This is a genomic window from Chitinophaga niabensis (genome assembly GCF_039545795.1).
Classification (GTDB): Bacteria; Bacteroidota; Bacteroidia; order Chitinophagales; family Chitinophagaceae; genus Chitinophaga; species Chitinophaga niabensis_B.
In genome coordinates this window covers 2146525-2163706 of the sequence record NZ_CP154260.1, presented here as the reverse complement: position 1 = coordinate 2163706, position 17182 = coordinate 2146525, and the positions used below count along the sequence as shown (strand labels likewise).

Here is a 17182-nt window from a genome sequence, read left to right as displayed (position 1 = left end):
TTTTAACAGCATGCAATTCGGACGTACAGACCTCGACCTGTTGAACGACATCGACTTCAAACTCCCTGCGGAACCGGTTTTCAACCAGGGCGTACTGCCCGGCAGACCGGCATCAAAGCCCTCCTTTTATCTCGGCGCCACCAGTTGGAACCGAAAAGACTGGGTGGGCAGTGTATTTCCAAAGGGCACCAAAGAAAAGGATTTTCTGGAGCAATATGCCAAACATTATAACTGTGTTGAACTGAATGCCACGCATTACAAGATCTATCCGCCGGAAACTATCCGCAAATGGGCAGAGAAAGTAAAGGGCCGGAATTTTCGTTTCTGTCCCAAGGTGCCTCAGAGCATCAGTCATTACAGCAACCTGGTGAATGCCAAAGAACCCACCACCGCTTTCCTGGAAGGCGTGATGGCTTTTGAAGAATACCTGGGCCCCATCTTTTTACAGATGGGCGAACAGTTCTCCCCTGCCCGCAAAGATCAGTTATATAATTACCTGGCCTCCCTTCCCACAGACCTTACCTTTTTCCTGGAGCTGCGTCACCCGGAATGGTTCATTCAGCCGCAGGAGTTGTACACCACCCTCCGGCAGCTGGGCATCGGGCTGGTGATCACGGATGCTGCGGGGCGGCGGGATTGTGTGCATATGCATCTGCCCCTTCCCAAAGCCTTCATCCGGTATGTGGGCAATGGCTTACATCCAACAGATTATGTACGGGCAGATGATTGGGTGAACCGCCTGCATTACTGGCTGGAGAACGGATTAGAAGAAATCTATTTCTTCCTGCATATGCATGACGATGTGGCGGTTCCGGAAATGAGCATTTACCTGGCAAGCAAGCTGGAAGCGGCTTCCGGGCTTAAACTCACCAAACCGGTCATTCACCGCGATAATACCCTCTTTTAAGTCACGTGTAGAAATGTTAATTTCGCACCATTATGATCAAGCGTGAAAAGCTGGTACAACTCGGCCGGGAATTACGGGGAGAGCTGTACCTGGATGATACAATGCGGACCCTCTATGCCACAGACGCTTCAGCTTACCGTGAAATGCCTTTGGCCGTAGCCATTCCGGAAGATACAGATGATATTAAGACACTGATCCGGTTTGCCCGGGAGCACAAAACCTCCCTGATCCCGAGAACCGCGGGTACTTCGCTGGCGGGGCAGGTAGTTGGGAACGGCATCATTGTGGACGTTTCGAGGAAATTCACTTCCATCCTGGAGATCAATACTGAAGAACATTGGGTACGGGTACAACCCGGCGTGATCCGCGATGAGCTCAATTACTTTCTGAAACCATACGGCTTTTATTTTGGCCCGGAAACATCTACCGCCAACCGCGCGATGATCGGTGGCATGGTGGGCAATAACTCCTGCGGTTCCAACTCCGTTGTATACGGCAGTACCCGGGAACATCTCCTGTCTGTTAACGCCATCCTCAGCGATGGGTCTGAAGCCACGTTTTCCAGCCTTTCACCGGATGAATTCCATGCAAAATGTGAAGCTACGGACGATAGCCTGGAAACCAGTGTATACCGCCAGATCAGGAAGATACTGGGTAATGCGGATAACCAAAGTGAGATCCGCAAACAATTCCCCAAACCTTCTATCCTCCGCCGTAACACGGGATATGCGATAGATATGCTGCTGGAAAGCGCACCTTTCACCGCAGGTACAGAAGACTTCAATTTCTGTAAACTGATAGCCGGTTCAGAAGGTACCCTCGCTTTCCTCACAGAGATCAAACTCAATATATCCCCGCTGCCGCCAAAGGAAACCGGCCTGATGTGTGTACACTTCCCCACCATCGATGATTCCCTTCGCGCCAACATCATTGCCATGCGCTATAAACCCAGCGCGAGTGAGCTGATAGATCATTATATACTGGAATGCACAAAAGATAATATTGAGCAAAGCAAAAACCGCTTCTTTGTACTCGGCGATCCCGGCGCCATCCTGGTGGTGGAGTTCTGCAGGGATACCCGCGAAGAGATAACGGTTATTGCCAACCAGATGAAAGCAGAAATGGAAGCAGCCGGTTTAGGTTACCACTTCCCCCTGCTGTTTGGAGACGATACCAAAAAGATCTGGACACTGCGTAAAGCAGGATTAGGCTTGCTCAGTAACCTGCCCGGCGATGAAAAAGCCGTACCTGTGATTGAAGACACAGCCGTTGCAGTAGAAGATCTGCCTGATTTTATCGCAGACTTCAATGAAGTGCTGAAGAAACACAGCCTGTACGCTGTGCATTATGCACATGCCGGCAGCGGGGAAATACACCTCCGCCCTATCATCAATCTGAAAACCGTAGAAGGTAACCAGTTGTTCAGGACCATCGCTGAAGAAATAGCCATCCTTGTAAAGAAATACAACGGCTCTCTCAGTGGTGAACATGGAGACGGCCGCCTGCGTGGTGAATTCATCCAGCAGATGATAGGCCCGAAGAACTATCAATTATTAAGAGAAGTTAAATATACCTGGGACCCGGAAAACATCTTCAATCCGCACAAGATCGTAGATACACCTTCCATGAACAGCTTCCTGCGTTATGAACCGGGAAAGAAAGCGCCGGACCTGAAAACCGTGTTCCATTTCCCGGAGCAAACCATCCTGCAGCATGCAGAGCAGTGTAATGGTTCCGGGGATTGCCGTAAAACAGAACTGAGCGGCGGCACCATGTGCCCCAGTTACATGGCCACCCGTAATGAAAAGGATACCACCCGCGCACGCGCCAATATCCTCCGCGAGTTCCTCACGCATTCTACCAAAGAAAATAAGTTCGATCATAAAGAGATCTACGAAGTACTGGACCTCTGCCTTGCCTGTAAAGGCTGTAAATCAGAATGCCCTTCCAATGTGGATGTGGCCAAACTGAAAATGGAATTCCTGCAACATTACATGGATGCCAATGGTGTGCCCATGCGCACCTGGCTGATCGGTAACTTCCGCATGATGACCAGCCTGGCGGCCATTGCTCCCGGCATTTACAACTGGCTTGTTAAAACGCGCTTCACTTCCCAACTGATCAAAAAGATCTGCGGTTTTGCGCCTGACCGTTCCATGCCCACGCTGGAAAAGCAAACACTGCGTAGGTGGCTGCGTGCTAATCCGCAAAAAGGAGTGGAAAGCAGGAAAGTATATCTCTTCGTAGATGAATTCACCAATTACAATGATACCTATATTGGGATCAAAGCGGTGAACCTCCTGCGTAAATTAGGATATGAAGTGATACCGGTGGAACATCCGGAGAGTGCAAGAGCTTTACTGTCCAAAGGATTTTTAAGAAAAGCGAAAGTGATCGCGGAAAAGAATGTGCGTTTATTCAGCACACTCATCACAGGAGAAACACCGCTGATAGGCATAGAACCTTCCGCCATCTTAGGTTTCAGGGATGAATACCCTGATCTTGTGGGCGATAACCTGCGCGACACGGCTAAGATGCTGGCAAAAAATGTGCTGCTGATAGATGAATTCATTTCCAAAGAAATAGACCTGGGGCATATCAAAGCAGCACAGTTCAAAGGCGCTAAACAACATATTAAACTGCATGGGCACTGTCAGCAAAAAGCATTGTCCAGCGTACTGCACAGCAAAAAGATGCTGAGCCTGCCGGAAGGTCATACCGTAGAAGTGATCCCATCCGGTTGCTGCGGTATGGCGGGGTCTTTCGGGTATGAGAAAGAACACTTCGACATCTCTTCCCAGATCGGAGAACTGGTATTGTTCCCGGCAGTTCGCAGTGCGGCGCAGGGAACCATCATCGCGGCGCCGGGCACCAGTTGCAGGCACCAGATCAAAGACGGTACCGGAGCTTTGGCCAAACACCCTGTTGAAATATTGTATGAAGCATTGGTTTAACCAATGCTTCATTTTTTTAAGAAGAACTTACCGCCTGTTGAACCCCAGGAGCCTATACGCCAGATACCGGCTAAACTATCCGGCTTATGCAGGGTAGCCTGTATAGAAAAGGTACTGCTGGAGCCACGCACATACGTATATTCACCAAACAGTTTCCCGTTTTTCATGCTGTAGATCCCCTCCGCCATTAACGCAGCGTCTTCCTTACGGCCATCGTAAACGGTCATGGTACCATTGTCTTTAAAATCGATCGTGTAAACGGCGGTGAGCGGCCCAAATGCAGTATCTCCGGGTTCAGGTGAATTGATGTTACCATATCTGCCCACCCAGTTGCCGTTCAGCAACTTTGGTTTAAGGGGGTCTTTTTTACAGGCAGAGAATACTAATAAGACCAGGCATAGTTTCCGAAACATAATATGGGGTTTAATTTGCAAAGTTACATTGGCGGGTGGTCGCCTTCACCCACATAAATATGTGAACAATTCTTTCAGCGGGATGTTAATAATCCTGAATATGAACCCAAAAGCAAGTATCAACATCCTGCTGATATGTTTAACAGCCTGTACCCCGGCTGCAGCGCAATCCGGAGAACTTAGCCTGGCAGACTGTTTCCGGATAGCCAGGAATAAGAATCTCGCGGTAGAACAGGCGCGCCGCTCCCTGCAGGCCAGGCAATACCAGCTGAAAGCAGAACAAAGCACCTACTTCCCCAAAGTGGACCTGCTGGCAGGTTATAACTATCTCAGTCAGCCACTCGAAGTAAACCTGCAACAGGTAAAGAATGGTATTGTAGAAGGTTCTTCGCAACAAAGTGTATCCACTGCCAATTCCGTGTATCAGCAGATCACGGGCAATCCTCTTCCCCAACCGGTACAGGATGGTATTTACAATACCACCAAAGGCATCATTAATACAGTATATCCCAATTACAACCCGGCCCTCAGCAAGCAGCAATACTTCACGGCCGCATTAGGGCTGCGCCAGCCTATTTACCTTGGCGGTAAACTGGCCACCGCAAGAGACATTGCAAAAGCAGAATATGAATCCGGCATCGTGAATGTGGAACTCGTGGAAAAGCAAATGGATTTTTTATTAGCTGCTGCTTATATCCGCATCCTGTATTTTAATGCCGTACTGCTTTCCCAGGAAAGGATCGTAGCATCCATGGAGCGTAATGAACGTTTTGCCATTTCCCTCGTCAATAATGAGATCATTCCACCTTATCAAAGGAACTGGGCTACCGTAGCACTTACTTTCGCACGCTCCCGCCATGAGAACATAGCATTGGAAAAGATCAATGCCATGGTGGAACTTAAACGCCTTATGCAATTACCGCAGGATACCACACTCACTATCACGGATACACTGCATTACAAACAGCTGGAAAGCATCCTGCCGCCGGAAGGGTTCTATAAAGGCAATCCCACATATAAAGCCGTGGCCAGTAAAACAGCCCTCGCAGAAAGTACCGTGAAAGCCAGCAGATCGCTTTCACTGCCCAACATCTTTGGTATTGCCAGCCTGAACCTCTATCAGCGCGATCTCCCCATTACCACGCCACCCTGGCTGGTAGGTGTGGAAATGCAATGGAACCTGTTCAGCGGTTTCTCCCATCAGAAAAAAGTAAAGGCCACTAAGCTTTGGGTAGATGAAGCAAAGATTGCTGCAGATAATACACAGGCTTTACTGGAAGCAGGTGCTGCCGTAGTAAGGAATAAAGTAACGGTGCTGCAAAGGGATATGCAATCCCTCTCACAGGCAAGGGCACAGGCGCAATTAACCACTGCACAGGTACAGGAAAGATTAGCCAACCAACTCTCTTCCGTAAAAGATGTAAATGATGCGCTGCTGATAGAAGAAGAAATAGGCAAAGCCTATTATACCGCGCTGTTCGGCTACCTGCTGGCAGCTGCGGAATATTATAACATTCTTGGAACACCACAACAAATCACTACGCTGCTACAATGAAAAAATTCTTCTCACAATACTGGGCACTGTTCATTCCCGTCATCATCCTGCTGATTGCATTACTGTTCCTGCTGCGTAATCCTGCCGGCAACGATAACACTTTTCTTGGCATGGTGGATGCCTCTTATGTGGATGTAGCCGCAGAATTCCCCGGCAGGCTGGATACCCTGCTCGTAGAAAGCGGCGATACCGTAAAACAGGGACAGCTCCTCGGCGTATTAAGGACCACAGAGATCAACGCTATCCGCCGCCAGGCAGAAGCCGCTATTGAAGCAGCTTCTTCACAGGTTAAACTACTGCAAAAAGGCGCGCGGCCGGAGATCATTAAAAATGCCGGTAACCTCTACAACATTGCGCAGGAACAGTATAACCTCGCACAGAAAACATACCAGCGTATGGAACGCCTGTATAACGACAGCGTAATATCCGGCACGGAAAAAGACCTTATCCACTTCAAATACCAGGCAGCTAAAAAAGAAATGGAAATTGCTCGCCTCAACCAGGAGATGCTGGAAAAGGGCACACAGCCGGAGATCATACAAACAGCTACCGCTATTTTAAAACAGGCGGAAGAAGGATATGAACTCACCAAAGCACTCACAGACAACACCCGCATTTATGCACCGGCAGATGGTATTATCTCTTCCTTAGTGATCCACGAAGGGGAGATTGTAAGCATCGGGTATCCGATGATGACCCTGCAAAAGCATTCATCTTATTTCATCCGTTTCAATATCCGGCAGGATAAAGCCGGTGCACTGCCGCTCGGTGCTAAAGCCCGCGTGAAAGTACCGGGCTGCCAGCCGGAAGAATTTGATGTATATGTTTCTGCCGTAGCACCATCGCTGGAATTTGCGAACTGGGTGCCTGTAAAAGAAAAAGGGAAATTTGAACTGCGCACTTTTACAGTAGAATGTAAACCTGTTGATGTAAACACTATAAAGGGTCTCCGGCCGGGTATGACCGCAGCCCTGCTAATCCCATGATCAAGGCCCTGCTACAGATCACCCTGCGGGAATGGAAACGCATTCTCACCCGCCCGGAGCATAACCTTGTGCTGCTGGTGATCCCGCCGCTGCTTTTCTTTTTCTATGCATTCATCTATAACAAACAACAGGCAGAAGACCTGCCCGTTGCCATCTGGGATGAAGACCACTCCCCCGTTTCAAGGCAGATCACTTTCCTGCTGGAACAAACGGCCAGTATTCATATTACTGAACAGGTGAGCAGCCAGGCAGAACTGGAGCAACGCATGCAGGAACAAAAGATCATTGGCGCTATCCACTTCCCCAAAGGCATGGAAAAAGATATCAAAAGCCGTCACCCTGTAAGCGTTACTATTTACACCAATGCTGCCTCACTGGTGCCGGGGAAATTAATTTATAAAGATGCATCCACCGTGATCATCACTGCAGGCTCCGGTGTGAACCTGCAGAAGTTCATGAAAACTGGTATGCCGCAGGAGAAGGCCATGGCATTGATCATGCCGGTGAGCCTCACGGTTTATCCCTTATACAATCCCACTTATAACTATCAACATTACCTGGTGCCCGGCCTGATCACGGTAGCCCTGCAGATGATGATCATTATGGTGGCGGTACTGATCATTAACCAGGAATGGAAAGAAAGTACGATGGAGGCATTGCGTGTTACAGCACGTAACAGCGCAGGACTGATCATCACAGGTAAAACCATTGCACACCTCACTACCTCATGGGTGAATTTTGTGCTGATGACGGGTGTGATCTTTCCTATCTTTTCTTTAAGTCATCCCGGTACACTCTGGCAGTTGTTTTTATTGTTTAACTTATTAGCGCTGGCCTGTATCGGTATTGGCATAATGGCTTCCGTAATTGCCAGTGATGTAATGCTGGCACTGGACGCAGGGTTGTTCTATACTTCGCCGGCATTTGTGTTTAGCGGTTTTACATTTCCCCGTTGGGGCATGCCCTGGTATGATCAGTATTATGCCAGCCTGATGCCTTATACGCCTTTCCTGGATGGCTTCTTCAAATTGTATTTCATGGAACTGCCTTTGCGGTATGCCATGCCGGAGATCACCCGGCTGCTGCTATTCATTGGCTTTACTTTTTTTATAGCGGTATTCTTTTTACAGATCCGGTTGAATAAATCAGTGAGATATGCTATTACTCCGTGAAGTAAAACTGGTGGCTAAAGATCATAGCCTGCTGCTCACCTTGCTCATTGCACCATTGCTGTATGCTTTCTTCTACGGTAGTATCTACTCTTATAAAACGGAAGAAGAAGTACCCATTGCCGTGGTGGATGAAGATCATACCGGTTTATCCCGTTTAATGATCCGGCAGATAGACAATACGCAGATGGTGCATGTTGCTGCCGTTACCAATCTCGCTGCCGCAAAGGAAAGTATGCTGCAGGGAAAAGTACAGGGCTTCCTGTACATCCGTGAAGGCATGGAGAAAAAAGTGCTCTCCCTGCAGCAGACCAATATGGTATTAGCCGTGAACGCCGCACGTTTCCTGCCTTCCAGTGATGTGATGGGCACCATTACACAGGTAGGTTTAACAGTGGGTGCAGGCGTACGTTTGCAATATCTTCAGAAGAAAGGGATGAACACGGAAGCATCTTTGCAGGAAGTGATGCCTGTGAAGCCTGATTTCCGGCCACTCTTTAATAACAGAACAGATTACGGCACCTTTCTCCTTCCCGGCCTGCTGGCTATGATCCTGCAGCAGACTTTATTGCTGGGGCTGGCGGGAGGTGTGGCGGCGGAAAGACAAAGGGGTTCTCTTTTTTATGAGGAAAAAAATCTCTCCTCTGCCCTCTGGGGTAAAGGCCTCTTTTACTTAATCCTCTTCAGTTGTTATGCCTTCTTTTTCCTCACGGTGAACTTCGGGGTACTGGACCTTCAGTTACTCGGTAATCCCTGGGAGCTGGGTGTTGCTACAGCACTGTTCCTGTTATCTCTCATTCCAATGGGCATTTTCATTGGCCTGTTATTCCGCAGCCAGTTATTGTGCACACAGCTGATGGCTTTTTCCACCTACCCTATTTTCCTTATCACCGGTTACACCTGGCCCATCCAGCAATTACCGGATGCCTTAAAAGTAGTGTCCGGCATTCTGCCTATCACACCTTTCCTTTCACTTTATCAGGGCATTGTGCAACAGGGTGCGCATATCAGTGACCGTATGCCGGAACTATTTCACCTATGTGCCCTCTGGCTTTTTTATACCTTTATCTGTCTGATGAAAATGAGAAAGTGGGCATAAAAAATACTTACTTTGTAGCATGGATAAAAAGAAAGGACCAATAGGCGTATTTGATTCAGGATATGGCGGTTTAACGGTACTGAAAGAGATTGTGAAGGAGTTACCGCAATACGATTACATCTACCTCGGGGATAATGGCCGCGCACCTTACGGAGGGCGTTCTTTTGATACCGTATATCACTATACGCTGGAGTGTGTACAGCATTTATTCAATATGGGTTGTCACCTCGTAATCCTGGCCTGCAATACCGCTTCCGCAAAAGCATTGCGCACCATTCAGCAGAACGACCTGCCGAAGATAGATCCGGAACGCCGTGTACTGGGCATTATCCGTCCTACTACAGAGATCGTAGGCAATTACACACAGAGTAAACAGGTAGGGATCTTTGGCACCAATGGTACCGTTACTTCCCAGAGTTACCCCATTGAAATAGAAAAATTCTTTCCGGATATCACCGTTTACCAGCAGGCCTGCCCTATGTGGGTGCCCCTGGTGGAGAACAATGAATACAATAGCGAAGGGGCAGATTATTTCATTCATAAATACATCCGGCAACTGATGGTGCAATCATCAGATATAGATACCATCGTACTCGGATGTACCCATTACCCGCTGTTAATGGATAAACTGCAACAACACCTGCCACCCAATGTAACACTGCTTTCCCAGGGCCCCATACTTTCACACAGCCTGAAAGCTTACCTGGAAAGGCATCCGGAAATGGCCGCAAAATGCAGCACCGGCGGCAGCCGTACTTTTTATACCACAGATGATATTGAAACCTTCGACAGGCAGGCTGGCATCTTCTTCGAAGAAACAGTTAAAAGCCGTCACCTATCCTTATAATTCGTATATTTAAATCAACTAGAACGATCTCTATATGTTAAGTAAAACTATTCAAGAAGCGCTGAACGCACAGGTGGCGCTCGAAGCAGCCTCCTCGCAGGCATACCTGGCTATGGCATCCTGGGCAGATATTCAACCCGGCCTTCCCGGCGTATCCGAATTCTTCTACAAACAATCAGATGAAGAGCGTGTGCATATGCTGAAACTGATCAAGTTCATCAATGAACGCGGCGGTTTTGGCGTGGTACCCCACCTGGGTCAACCCATTATCACCTTCCTCTCTATCAAACGTGTGTTTGAAGAATTCCTCTCACATGAGATCAAGGTATCAGAAAGCATTAATGAACTTGTTCATATGTCTCTCCAGGAGAAAGATTATGCTACCCATAACTTCCTCCAATGGTATGTTTCGGAACAGATTGAAGAAGAAAGACTGGCCCGCACCCTCAACGAGAAGCTGGAAATGATCGGTGAGGACAAGAGCGGTCTTTACCTGTTTGACCGGGACATCCTTAACTTCCGCATGCAGCAAAGCGGCGGCGGTGGCGGCAGAGGCCACTAAAAATACCAGGGAGAGCGGCCAGGCCACTCTCCCTTTTTATTACCATTAAAAAGAAATCCCTGAAATGCTGCGTAACGATTAACCCAAAAATAAAACCACGCGCGAAGCGTGGTTTCTGCAATTTTAGCCCTGACGGTAGCAATCTTTTTTTGGGGCTGTCAGGGTTATAAAATTTCGCTAACGTTAATGCGTTGAGGCAGGCAAGTATGATGCCAAGCACTAACCAATTCATTATCAATACTATATTTCTTCTTTCCCTGTGCGATCCCGCACAATTTTGTTCGAAGACGGACAGTTGTTATTCTAAGTAATCGAGATCCTTTTCAAATGTTTCATCCATCCACCATAATGCAATCACGGCCAGCACAACAGTGAGCAATCCCACTACACCTGCACTGTTCAGAATGCCCCAGTACTGCTTCAGCCAGAGGAATAAGATCGTTAAAGGAATAGTAGCGCCCCGCACAAAATTAGGAACGGTAGTAGCTACCGTTGCGCGGAGATTGGTGCCAAACAACTCTGCCGCTACTGTTACAAATAAAGCCCAGTAACCATTGGCAAACCCTAGCAGCACACAAACGATGTAAAAAGTATTTGCTTCTTTAAAGGGCAATAAAAGATAAATGCCTACCATGATGGCAGACATGCCGATGAACAAGGCAATGATCTTCTTCCTGCTGTGAAAGAACTGGCTGAATAAACCACTGGCGATATCGCCCACCACCTGCCCTGCAAACGCCAGCATCACTGCTTTACCTGCCACTATAGGCATGTTAAGCCCCATGGCCCTGCCGAACTCCGGTGAGAAGGTGATCAGTATACCCACCACAAACCAGATGGGTAACCCAATGGCAATGCACTGCAGGTATTTCAATAGTTTCTTTTTGTGTGTAAAAAGCGAAAGAAAATTCCCCCTGGATACCTGCATGGCTTTTGTGCGCAGGTAGATCCCCGATTCAAAAACACGCATTCGCAGCACAAGCAGTAATAAACCCAATCCGCCGCCTATAAAGTAAGAGATACGCCATTGAAACAGATCGGCCATAAAGTACGCCAGGATCGCCCCAATGACCCCAAGCGTGGCAACCAGGGTGGTACCGTATCCCCTGATGCGTTTAGGCAGTACTTCGGTAACAAGTGTTACCCCTGCGCCCAGTTCACCTGCTAATCCAATGCCTGCAATGAAACGCATCAGCGCATATTGCGGAACGGACTGTACAAGACCATTGGCGATATTTGCCAGTGAGTAAATGAGGATGGAGCCGAACAACACAGAAAGGCGGCCTCTCTTGTCGCCCAGCACGCCCCAGATGATACCGCCGATCAGCAGGCCGGCCATTTGCATATTCAGAAGCAAAGCGCCTTTACCTAACATTTCTTCTTCCGGTATACCTAACGACTTTAAACTGGGAACACGTACTACGCTGAACAGGAAGAGGTCATACATATCAACAAGGTAGCCCAATGCAGCTACGATCACGGGCAGGCGGAGCAGTTCTTTTCGCGTGGAGTTCTTTTCTTCGGGCATAACAAAAATTTATAAACGTGGTAAGGTCAATCCGCCATCTATCATAATCACCTGGCCGGTTGAATAAGGCAGGTCGCCTGCAGCCAGCATGGCCACGGCTTTTCCCACATCCTCCGGCAATCCCCAGCGGGGCTGTACCAGCAGACCGTTGCCGATCAGCTGATCATATTTTTCTTTTACGCCGGCTGTCATATCTGTTGCAATGATGCCCGGTCTTATTTCATACACGGGTATCCGATGTGCGCCTAAACGTACGGCAAACAATTGCGTCATCATACTGAGGCCGGCCTTTGAAATGCAGTATTCTCCCCTTGTTACAGAGGCTACCGTAGCAGAGATGGAAGATACATTGATGATGCATCCTTCCTGCTGTCTGATCATCATATTGGCAACAGCCTGTGTAAGAAAGAAGGCGCCTTTGAGGTTCATATTCATCAGGCGGTCGAAGCTTTCTTCTGTTGTTTCCAGTATGTCTTTTCGCTCTTTGGGTGCAACACCCGCGTTATTCACCAGCACCTGTAAAGTGCCGTAATGATCAGTTACCTGCTGCAACATCTCCGCACGCTGCCCGGCATTTCCAACATCCGCACGGCAATAGATCACCTCTCCGCCATAAGACTTCAACTGCGCAATAGTATCCAACACAGCATCCTGCTCTCTCACACCATTGATCGCAAGATCAAACCCGCGCTGTGCAAGCTGTATGGCAATGCCTAATCCTATGCCACGGCTTCCGCCGGTAATGAGTGCTGTTTTTCTCATAAAGGGTCAATATTAATCCAACAACGTTTTGCCCAGCTTTCCATTCCTTTCTCTGCCAGTTGTACCCCTTTGGCACCTTCCTTCAGGTCCCAGGGGAAAGGCGTATCTATCACTACATGTTTCAGAAAAAGTTCCCATTGTACTTTGAACGCATTCTCAAATACTTCCTGCTCCGGTACTTTCGCCCAGCCATCAAAGAACTTTACCGGCTGTTCAATATCCGGGTTCCATACCGGTTTGGGCGTATGGCCGTAGTGCTGTACGTAACATTCCCGCAAACCGGCTACTGCGGAACCATGTGTGCCATCTACCTGGATTGTGAGCAGATCATCCCGGCGCACACGGGTTGTCCAGGAAGAATTGAACTGTGCAATGATGCCGCCTTCCAGTTCAAAGGTGGCATATGCCGCATCGTCTGCTGTGCATGCATAAGGTTTCCCCTGTTCATCTATCCTTTCCGGAATATGCGTGGCGCCGAGGCAGGATACGGCTTTCACTTTGCCGAAGAGATGGTCCAGCACATAACGCCAATGGCAAAGCATATCCAGTATAATACCTCCTTCATCTTCTTTCCGGTAATTCCAGGATGGGCGTTGCGCAGGAATGGAATGCCCTTCAAACACCCAATAACCGAATTCTCCTTTCACGGATAATATGCGTCCGAAGAAACCCTGCTGCATTAAGCGCTTTAATTTCAACATACCCGGCAGCCACAATTTATCCTGCACCACACCGTGTTTAAGGCCTGCGCTTTTGCACAGTTCGTATAACGATAACGCCGTAGCCGTATCAGCAGCTACCGGCTTTTCACAATAGATATGTTTGCCTGCGGCTACTGCTTTGCGGATACTTTCTGCGCGGCGGCCTGTAGTTTGTGCATCGAAATAGATACTGTATTTGGGATCGCTGAGCAGGCTGTCTAAGTCTGTGCTATAAACCAAAGCGATGCCCGTTCTTTCCGCCAGTTGTTGCAGGCGTGCTTCGTTGCGGCCTACCAGCACAGGTTCCGGCAGTATGTATTCTGTATCGCTGATCTTTACGCCGCCTTGTTGTATAATAGGTACAATGGAACGCAGCAGGTGCTGATTGGTTCCCATTCGTCCCGTGACGCCATTCATGATAATACCAATGCGATGGATCTTTGTCATCTTGTATGAATTTTCAGGAGTGATGGAGATATGCGTGTTTGATCTTTTGTAAGAAAAGCTGCTGATCGCCGGACCAGTATTCCGTGGAAAAGACCTCTACTTCATGGAAACCATTAAAGCCCGTACCTTCCACCCATTCACGGATCTGTGCGATGGGGATACAACCTTCTCCCATTAAACCACGGTCCAGCAGAAGATCCCGCGTAGGTGTGCGCCAGTCGCAGATATGAAAGGCAAACAGGTACTGGCCGCAGCGTTTGATCTCCTGCTGCAATGCAGGGTCCCACCAGAGATGATATACATCCACTGCCACACCCACCCAGGGAGAAGCAAATGCTTCCGCCATATCATTGGCCTGTGCCAGTGTATTGATAGCGGAACGTGTATCTGCATACATGGGATGCAGGGGTTCTATGGCCAGTTTGATACCTGCTGCTTTTGCATAAGGTTCAATCGCAGCAATCCCTTCCTTGATCTGCTCCCGCGAGGTTTCCAGGGATTGGCCTTTTGCTGCGCCGCATACCAGCACGATCATCGGCGCGCCCAGTGCTGCAGCTTCTTCTATGGCTTTTAAATTATCATCGACCGCTTCTTTCCTTCCGGCTGCAGTAAGGTGTGGGAAAAAGCCACCGCGGCATAAAGAAACTATTTCCAGTCCTTCTCCCCTGAGCATATTACCGGTAGCGCGTATATCCCTTCCTTCCAGTGCATCCCGCCATACCGTTATGCCCCGGATGTTCTCCCGGCAGTAGCTCTTTGCCGCCTCTTCGATGCTTAAAGGTTTTGTAGTGATGGTATGTACACAGAGTCTGTTTAAGTTCATAACACACAGTTATAGAACGTATAATAAGGTTCGTTCCTGATCAGGCGCTGTACGGTAAGGGCCAGTTCGCGGATGTGATAATCGCCCCACATGCAGGATTCCCCGTAAGGTACCTTGCTGCCGGGAGGTGTGTAATCCCATCCGTTAGGCTGGTGATAAATGGAATGTAATAACAGTCCCTGGTGTTCTGTGTCCGTACTCAGATAAGGCGCCTGTAACAGTGTATGCAATACCGTGAGGCCTGCCTGGAAGTATTTGCCTTCTCCCAGATACCTTCCCAGGCGGATCAGGCCCTGGGCCGCAATGGCAGCAGCAGAGCTGTCCACCGGTTCAAAGGGATTGAAAGGATTGGAAGGCTGGTTCAGGTATCCTTCAAAATGCGCCAGTTGTGGTGCGCCTGTATCCCAGTATGGCACCCCATCTGTTGGCGTGTTGGCGATATAGAAATCACAGGTGGCTTTCGCTGCTTTCTCCATCCAGGGCAGGTGTTCCTTTGCGGCCGGTTCGGTTGCCAGGAATTCCAGTTCTTCTGCAAACCCCAGCATGGCCCATGCAAGGCCGCGCGTCCAGGTAGTGAAGCCGGAAAAACCCTGTTGTGCATTGGGTGCGCGGAAGTTACCATCTTTCACATTGAAGATGCATTCATGCGCTGTACGGCCCGCAACATCGTAGGTATCCCTGCCTTCTCCGTAATAGATATTAAAGTCTGCCGTTGCTTTCATGTGCTGCACAGCACGTTGCAGCAGGTTTGTTCTCACATCATTCTCTCCCTGCAGCAGATGGCCCAAACGATGGCTGAGCATCAATATCCTGCAGGAGCGCATGGTATCCACAAATAAAGAATGCGGGCCATTGAATGAATAAATGAAACCTCCATTTTTAATGGGTGTCCAGCGTGCAGCTTGTGTAGCGCCGGAAACTTTCAGCGCCAGTTCATAGAAATGCCGTTCCCATTCATTATACGGGATGCGTTCTTCTTTCATCAGGCGCAGGAGATTGCCATAGGTGCTCACGTTATTGAAGCCGTGATCATGAACACCGGTATGGCTCACATGCGGAGCCATGGCCTCTACTGTTTTCTGCCTGCCTATTTCCAGGAAGGCATCATCGCCGGTTGCATCAAACTGGAGAATGGCAGCACCATACTGGAAGCCCTGCGTCCACTCCGTCCAGCCCCGGGTGGTATATTTCCCTTCGCGGGTAAATACCGGTGCGCCCTGTGCGGCATCATAATGTTTTTCGATGTGAAGGATCTTGCCGGCGGAAAGTTGCCAGAATTGCTGCAAAGGTCCGGCCAGTTGATGTGGCTGTAATGAATAGTTGATCTGGAGCATTCTTAGGGGATTTCATACGTGGTCTGTAATAAGCAAACGATTGTCTGCCTATCAATATAATCCAAATTTTACAAGAAATGAAACAGTTATTCTGGCTGGGGCGGCAGGGTTTTCAGATAACCGGAAGGTGTTTTGCCCGTGTAGTCCCTGAAAACGCGGCCAAAGTGGGTCTGGTCGGAGAAACCCGTCATGTAGGCAATCTCTATTAAAGTGTATTTCTGTTCATGGATCAGTGCTAATGCCTTCTCTATGCGCAGCTTACGCATGTATTCGCCAAATTTAAGCTCATCCCAGTATTTGGAGAACTCCCTGGAGAGATGTTCCGGATTCACATCCAGGTGGCGGGATAAGGCCTTTACATCCATCGTGAGGTTGGTATCTATCTGGTCCTGCACAATCGACTTCATCTCCGTCATCCATTTCGGCTGCTCTAATCTTTCGCTGTATTTGAGCGAGAGGAACTGGTGAAATACTTCCATCAGGCGCAGCGAAGAATAATCATAGGTATGTTTCTCCTGCCTCCCGTTTTTGGCCCAGCTATACAAACCATCATAAATGCGCAGGCCATATTGCAGTAACTCCTGGTCGTCCTGGATATTGCTGGCCATACCGGATGCAATGGCCAGGAGGCCTGCTGCTTCTGGGGCAAGGTCGTGCCGGTCTTTATCCGCGCCTCTTATCACCAGCGCTATTTCATGCAGGGCGGGTTCCCGGAGTGCATATTTATGCAGGAGGTAATCGTACGTGCAATACTCTTTATAAGCCGTTAGTTCTGTATCAGGAACATTAAAGGGAGTGGCTCCCAGTGAAGCTGCTTTATCCAGTACTTCCGCTGCAGGTGCGAACAGGAAGACGGCTTCAGTGTCAATAAAACGGAGGATCAGCCATGCACTTGCAATACTATCAATTTTGGAATGATGTGCAGATATCCATTTCATAGTGATTGGTTTGATTGTGCTTATGTACGCAGATAATAGGAATAATGATCTTTCGGTAAAAAAAGTACCTGGTTAAGGTAGTAAATTATTTGTTCTTTTTGGGTTACAATACAGCAAAAATGGAATTAAAAAAGGTATGAAATATTCATACCTTTTT

General features: G+C 48.6%; 15 protein-coding genes. 8 read left to right on the top strand and 7 right to left on the bottom strand.

The window, feature by feature from the left end:
• The first annotated feature begins 10 nt into the window (after window positions 1-10).
• Both AAHN97_RS08620 and AAHN97_RS08615 read left to right on the top strand, forming a co-directional pair.
• The gene (locus AAHN97_RS08620) at window positions 11-907 is read left to right on the top strand and encodes a DUF72 domain-containing protein (protein WP_343307169.1); all 897 of its coding nucleotides are present in this window, start codon (window positions 11-13) and stop codon (window positions 905-907) included.
• Between the two features lie 32 nt (window positions 908-939).
• Window positions 940-3861, top strand: a complete 2922-nt coding sequence (locus tag AAHN97_RS08615) for an FAD-binding and (Fe-S)-binding domain-containing protein (RefSeq protein WP_343307168.1) — start codon at window positions 940-942, stop codon at window positions 3859-3861.
• 8 nt (window positions 3862-3869) lie between these two features.
• Here AAHN97_RS08615 and AAHN97_RS08610 read toward each other — a convergent pair whose 3' ends face one another.
• On the bottom strand, window positions 3870-4274 hold the full coding sequence (locus AAHN97_RS08610; protein WP_343307167.1) for a hypothetical protein: 405 nt from the start codon (window positions 4272-4274) through the stop codon (window positions 3870-3872).
• 100 nt (window positions 4275-4374) lie between these two features.
• Between AAHN97_RS08610 and AAHN97_RS08605 the strand changes: the two genes are divergently transcribed.
• The 6 genes from AAHN97_RS08605 to AAHN97_RS08580 are packed head-to-tail and all read left to right on the top strand — an operon-like array spanning window position 4375 to window position 10492.
• Window positions 4375-5829, top strand: coding sequence for a TolC family protein (locus tag AAHN97_RS08605; RefSeq protein ID WP_343307166.1), 1455 nt, complete (start codon window positions 4375-4377; stop codon window positions 5827-5829).
• Window positions 5826-6815 (top strand): HlyD family secretion protein, encoded by a 990-nt coding sequence (locus AAHN97_RS08600; RefSeq protein ID WP_343307165.1) that lies wholly within the window; start codon window positions 5826-5828, stop codon window positions 6813-6815. Before AAHN97_RS08605 ends, AAHN97_RS08600 begins: the two co-directional genes overlap by 4 nt.
• The gene (locus tag AAHN97_RS08595; protein WP_343307164.1) at window positions 6812-7987 is read left to right on the top strand and encodes an ABC transporter permease; all 1176 of its coding nucleotides are present in this window, start codon (window positions 6812-6814) and stop codon (window positions 7985-7987) included. Before AAHN97_RS08600 ends, AAHN97_RS08595 begins: the two co-directional genes overlap by 4 nt.
• Complete coding sequence (locus tag AAHN97_RS08590) at window positions 7971-9083, top strand: ABC transporter permease (RefSeq protein ID WP_343307162.1); 1113 nt, start codon at window positions 7971-7973, stop codon at window positions 9081-9083. Before AAHN97_RS08595 ends, AAHN97_RS08590 begins: the two co-directional genes overlap by 17 nt.
• A 19-nt stretch (window positions 9084-9102) precedes the next feature.
• Window positions 9103-9930 (top strand): glutamate racemase, encoded by an 828-nt coding sequence (murI, locus tag AAHN97_RS08585; RefSeq protein ID WP_343307161.1) that lies wholly within the window; start codon window positions 9103-9105, stop codon window positions 9928-9930.
• A gap of 34 nt (window positions 9931-9964) precedes the next feature.
• A complete protein-coding gene (locus AAHN97_RS08580) occupies window positions 9965-10492 on the top strand; it encodes a ferritin (protein WP_343307160.1) in 528 nt (175 codons plus the stop codon).
• 298 nt (window positions 10493-10790) lie between these two features.
• Here the strand turns inward: AAHN97_RS08580 and AAHN97_RS08575 are convergent, their stop codons facing one another.
• The 6 genes from AAHN97_RS08575 to AAHN97_RS08550 all read right to left on the bottom strand — a co-directional run bounded on the left by AAHN97_RS08575 (window position 10791) and on the right by AAHN97_RS08550 (window position 17025).
• On the bottom strand, window positions 10791-12020 hold the full coding sequence (locus AAHN97_RS08575; protein WP_343307159.1) for an MFS transporter: 1230 nt from the start codon (window positions 12018-12020) through the stop codon (window positions 10791-10793).
• 9 nt (window positions 12021-12029) lie between these two features.
• Window positions 12030-12782, bottom strand: coding sequence for a 3-ketoacyl-ACP reductase (locus tag AAHN97_RS08570; protein ID WP_343307158.1), 753 nt, complete (start codon window positions 12780-12782; stop codon window positions 12030-12032).
• Window positions 12779-13930 (bottom strand): Gfo/Idh/MocA family protein, encoded by a 1152-nt coding sequence (locus tag AAHN97_RS08565; RefSeq protein ID WP_343307157.1) that lies wholly within the window; start codon window positions 13928-13930, stop codon window positions 12779-12781. The genes AAHN97_RS08570 and AAHN97_RS08565 overlap by 4 nt, the downstream gene beginning before the upstream one ends.
• A gap of 13 nt (window positions 13931-13943) precedes the next feature.
• Window positions 13944-14753: a sugar phosphate isomerase/epimerase family protein gene (locus AAHN97_RS08560; protein ID WP_343307156.1), complete on the bottom strand. Its 810-nt coding sequence runs from the start codon at window positions 14751-14753 to the stop codon at window positions 13944-13946.
• On the bottom strand, window positions 14750-16087 hold the full coding sequence (locus AAHN97_RS08555; protein ID WP_343307155.1) for a glycosyl hydrolase: 1338 nt from the start codon (window positions 16085-16087) through the stop codon (window positions 14750-14752). Before AAHN97_RS08555 ends, AAHN97_RS08560 begins: the two co-directional genes overlap by 4 nt.
• A gap of 86 nt (window positions 16088-16173) precedes the next feature.
• Window positions 16174-17025: a chromate resistance protein ChrB domain-containing protein gene (locus tag AAHN97_RS08550; RefSeq protein ID WP_343307154.1), complete on the bottom strand. Its 852-nt coding sequence runs from the start codon at window positions 17023-17025 to the stop codon at window positions 16174-16176.
• Window positions 17026-17182: the final 157 nt, after the last annotated feature.

Excerpts from the sequence above, each read along its gene's own strand:
- AAHN97_RS08615 (WP_343307168.1), top strand. The coding sequence starts at position 940 with ATGATCAAGCGTGAAAAGCTGGTACAACTCGGCCGGGAATTACGGGGA.
- AAHN97_RS08600 (WP_343307165.1), top strand. The coding sequence starts at position 5,826 with ATGAAAAAATTCTTCTCACAATACTGGGCACTGTTCATTCCCGTCATC.
- AAHN97_RS08620 (WP_343307169.1), top strand. The coding sequence starts at position 11 with ATGCAATTCGGACGTACAGACCTCGACCTGTTGAACGACATCGACTTC.
- AAHN97_RS08570 (WP_343307158.1), bottom strand. The coding sequence starts at position 12,782 with ATGAGAAAAACAGCACTCATTACCGGCGGAAGCCGTGGCATAGGATTA.
- AAHN97_RS08595 (WP_343307164.1), top strand. The coding sequence starts at position 6,812 with ATGATCAAGGCCCTGCTACAGATCACCCTGCGGGAATGGAAACGCATT.
- AAHN97_RS08560 (WP_343307156.1), bottom strand. The coding sequence starts at position 14,753 with ATGAACTTAAACAGACTCTGTGTACATACCATCACTACAAAACCTTTA.
- AAHN97_RS08575 (WP_343307159.1), bottom strand. The coding sequence starts at position 12,020 with ATGCCCGAAGAAAAGAACTCCACGCGAAAAGAACTGCTCCGCCTGCCC.
- AAHN97_RS08610 (WP_343307167.1), bottom strand. The coding sequence starts at position 4,274 with ATGTTTCGGAAACTATGCCTGGTCTTATTAGTATTCTCTGCCTGTAAA.
- AAHN97_RS08565 (WP_343307157.1), bottom strand. The coding sequence starts at position 13,930 with ATGACAAAGATCCATCGCATTGGTATTATCATGAATGGCGTCACGGGA.
- AAHN97_RS08605 (WP_343307166.1), top strand. The coding sequence starts at position 4,375 with ATGAACCCAAAAGCAAGTATCAACATCCTGCTGATATGTTTAACAGCC.
- AAHN97_RS08555 (WP_343307155.1), bottom strand. The coding sequence starts at position 16,087 with ATGCTCCAGATCAACTATTCATTACAGCCACATCAACTGGCCGGACCT.
- murI (WP_343307161.1), top strand. The coding sequence starts at position 9,103 with ATGGATAAAAAGAAAGGACCAATAGGCGTATTTGATTCAGGATATGGC.
- AAHN97_RS08550 (WP_343307154.1), bottom strand. The coding sequence starts at position 17,025 with ATGAAATGGATATCTGCACATCATTCCAAAATTGATAGTATTGCAAGT.
- AAHN97_RS08590 (WP_343307162.1), top strand. The coding sequence starts at position 7,971 with ATGCTATTACTCCGTGAAGTAAAACTGGTGGCTAAAGATCATAGCCTG.
- AAHN97_RS08580 (WP_343307160.1), top strand. The coding sequence starts at position 9,965 with ATGTTAAGTAAAACTATTCAAGAAGCGCTGAACGCACAGGTGGCGCTC.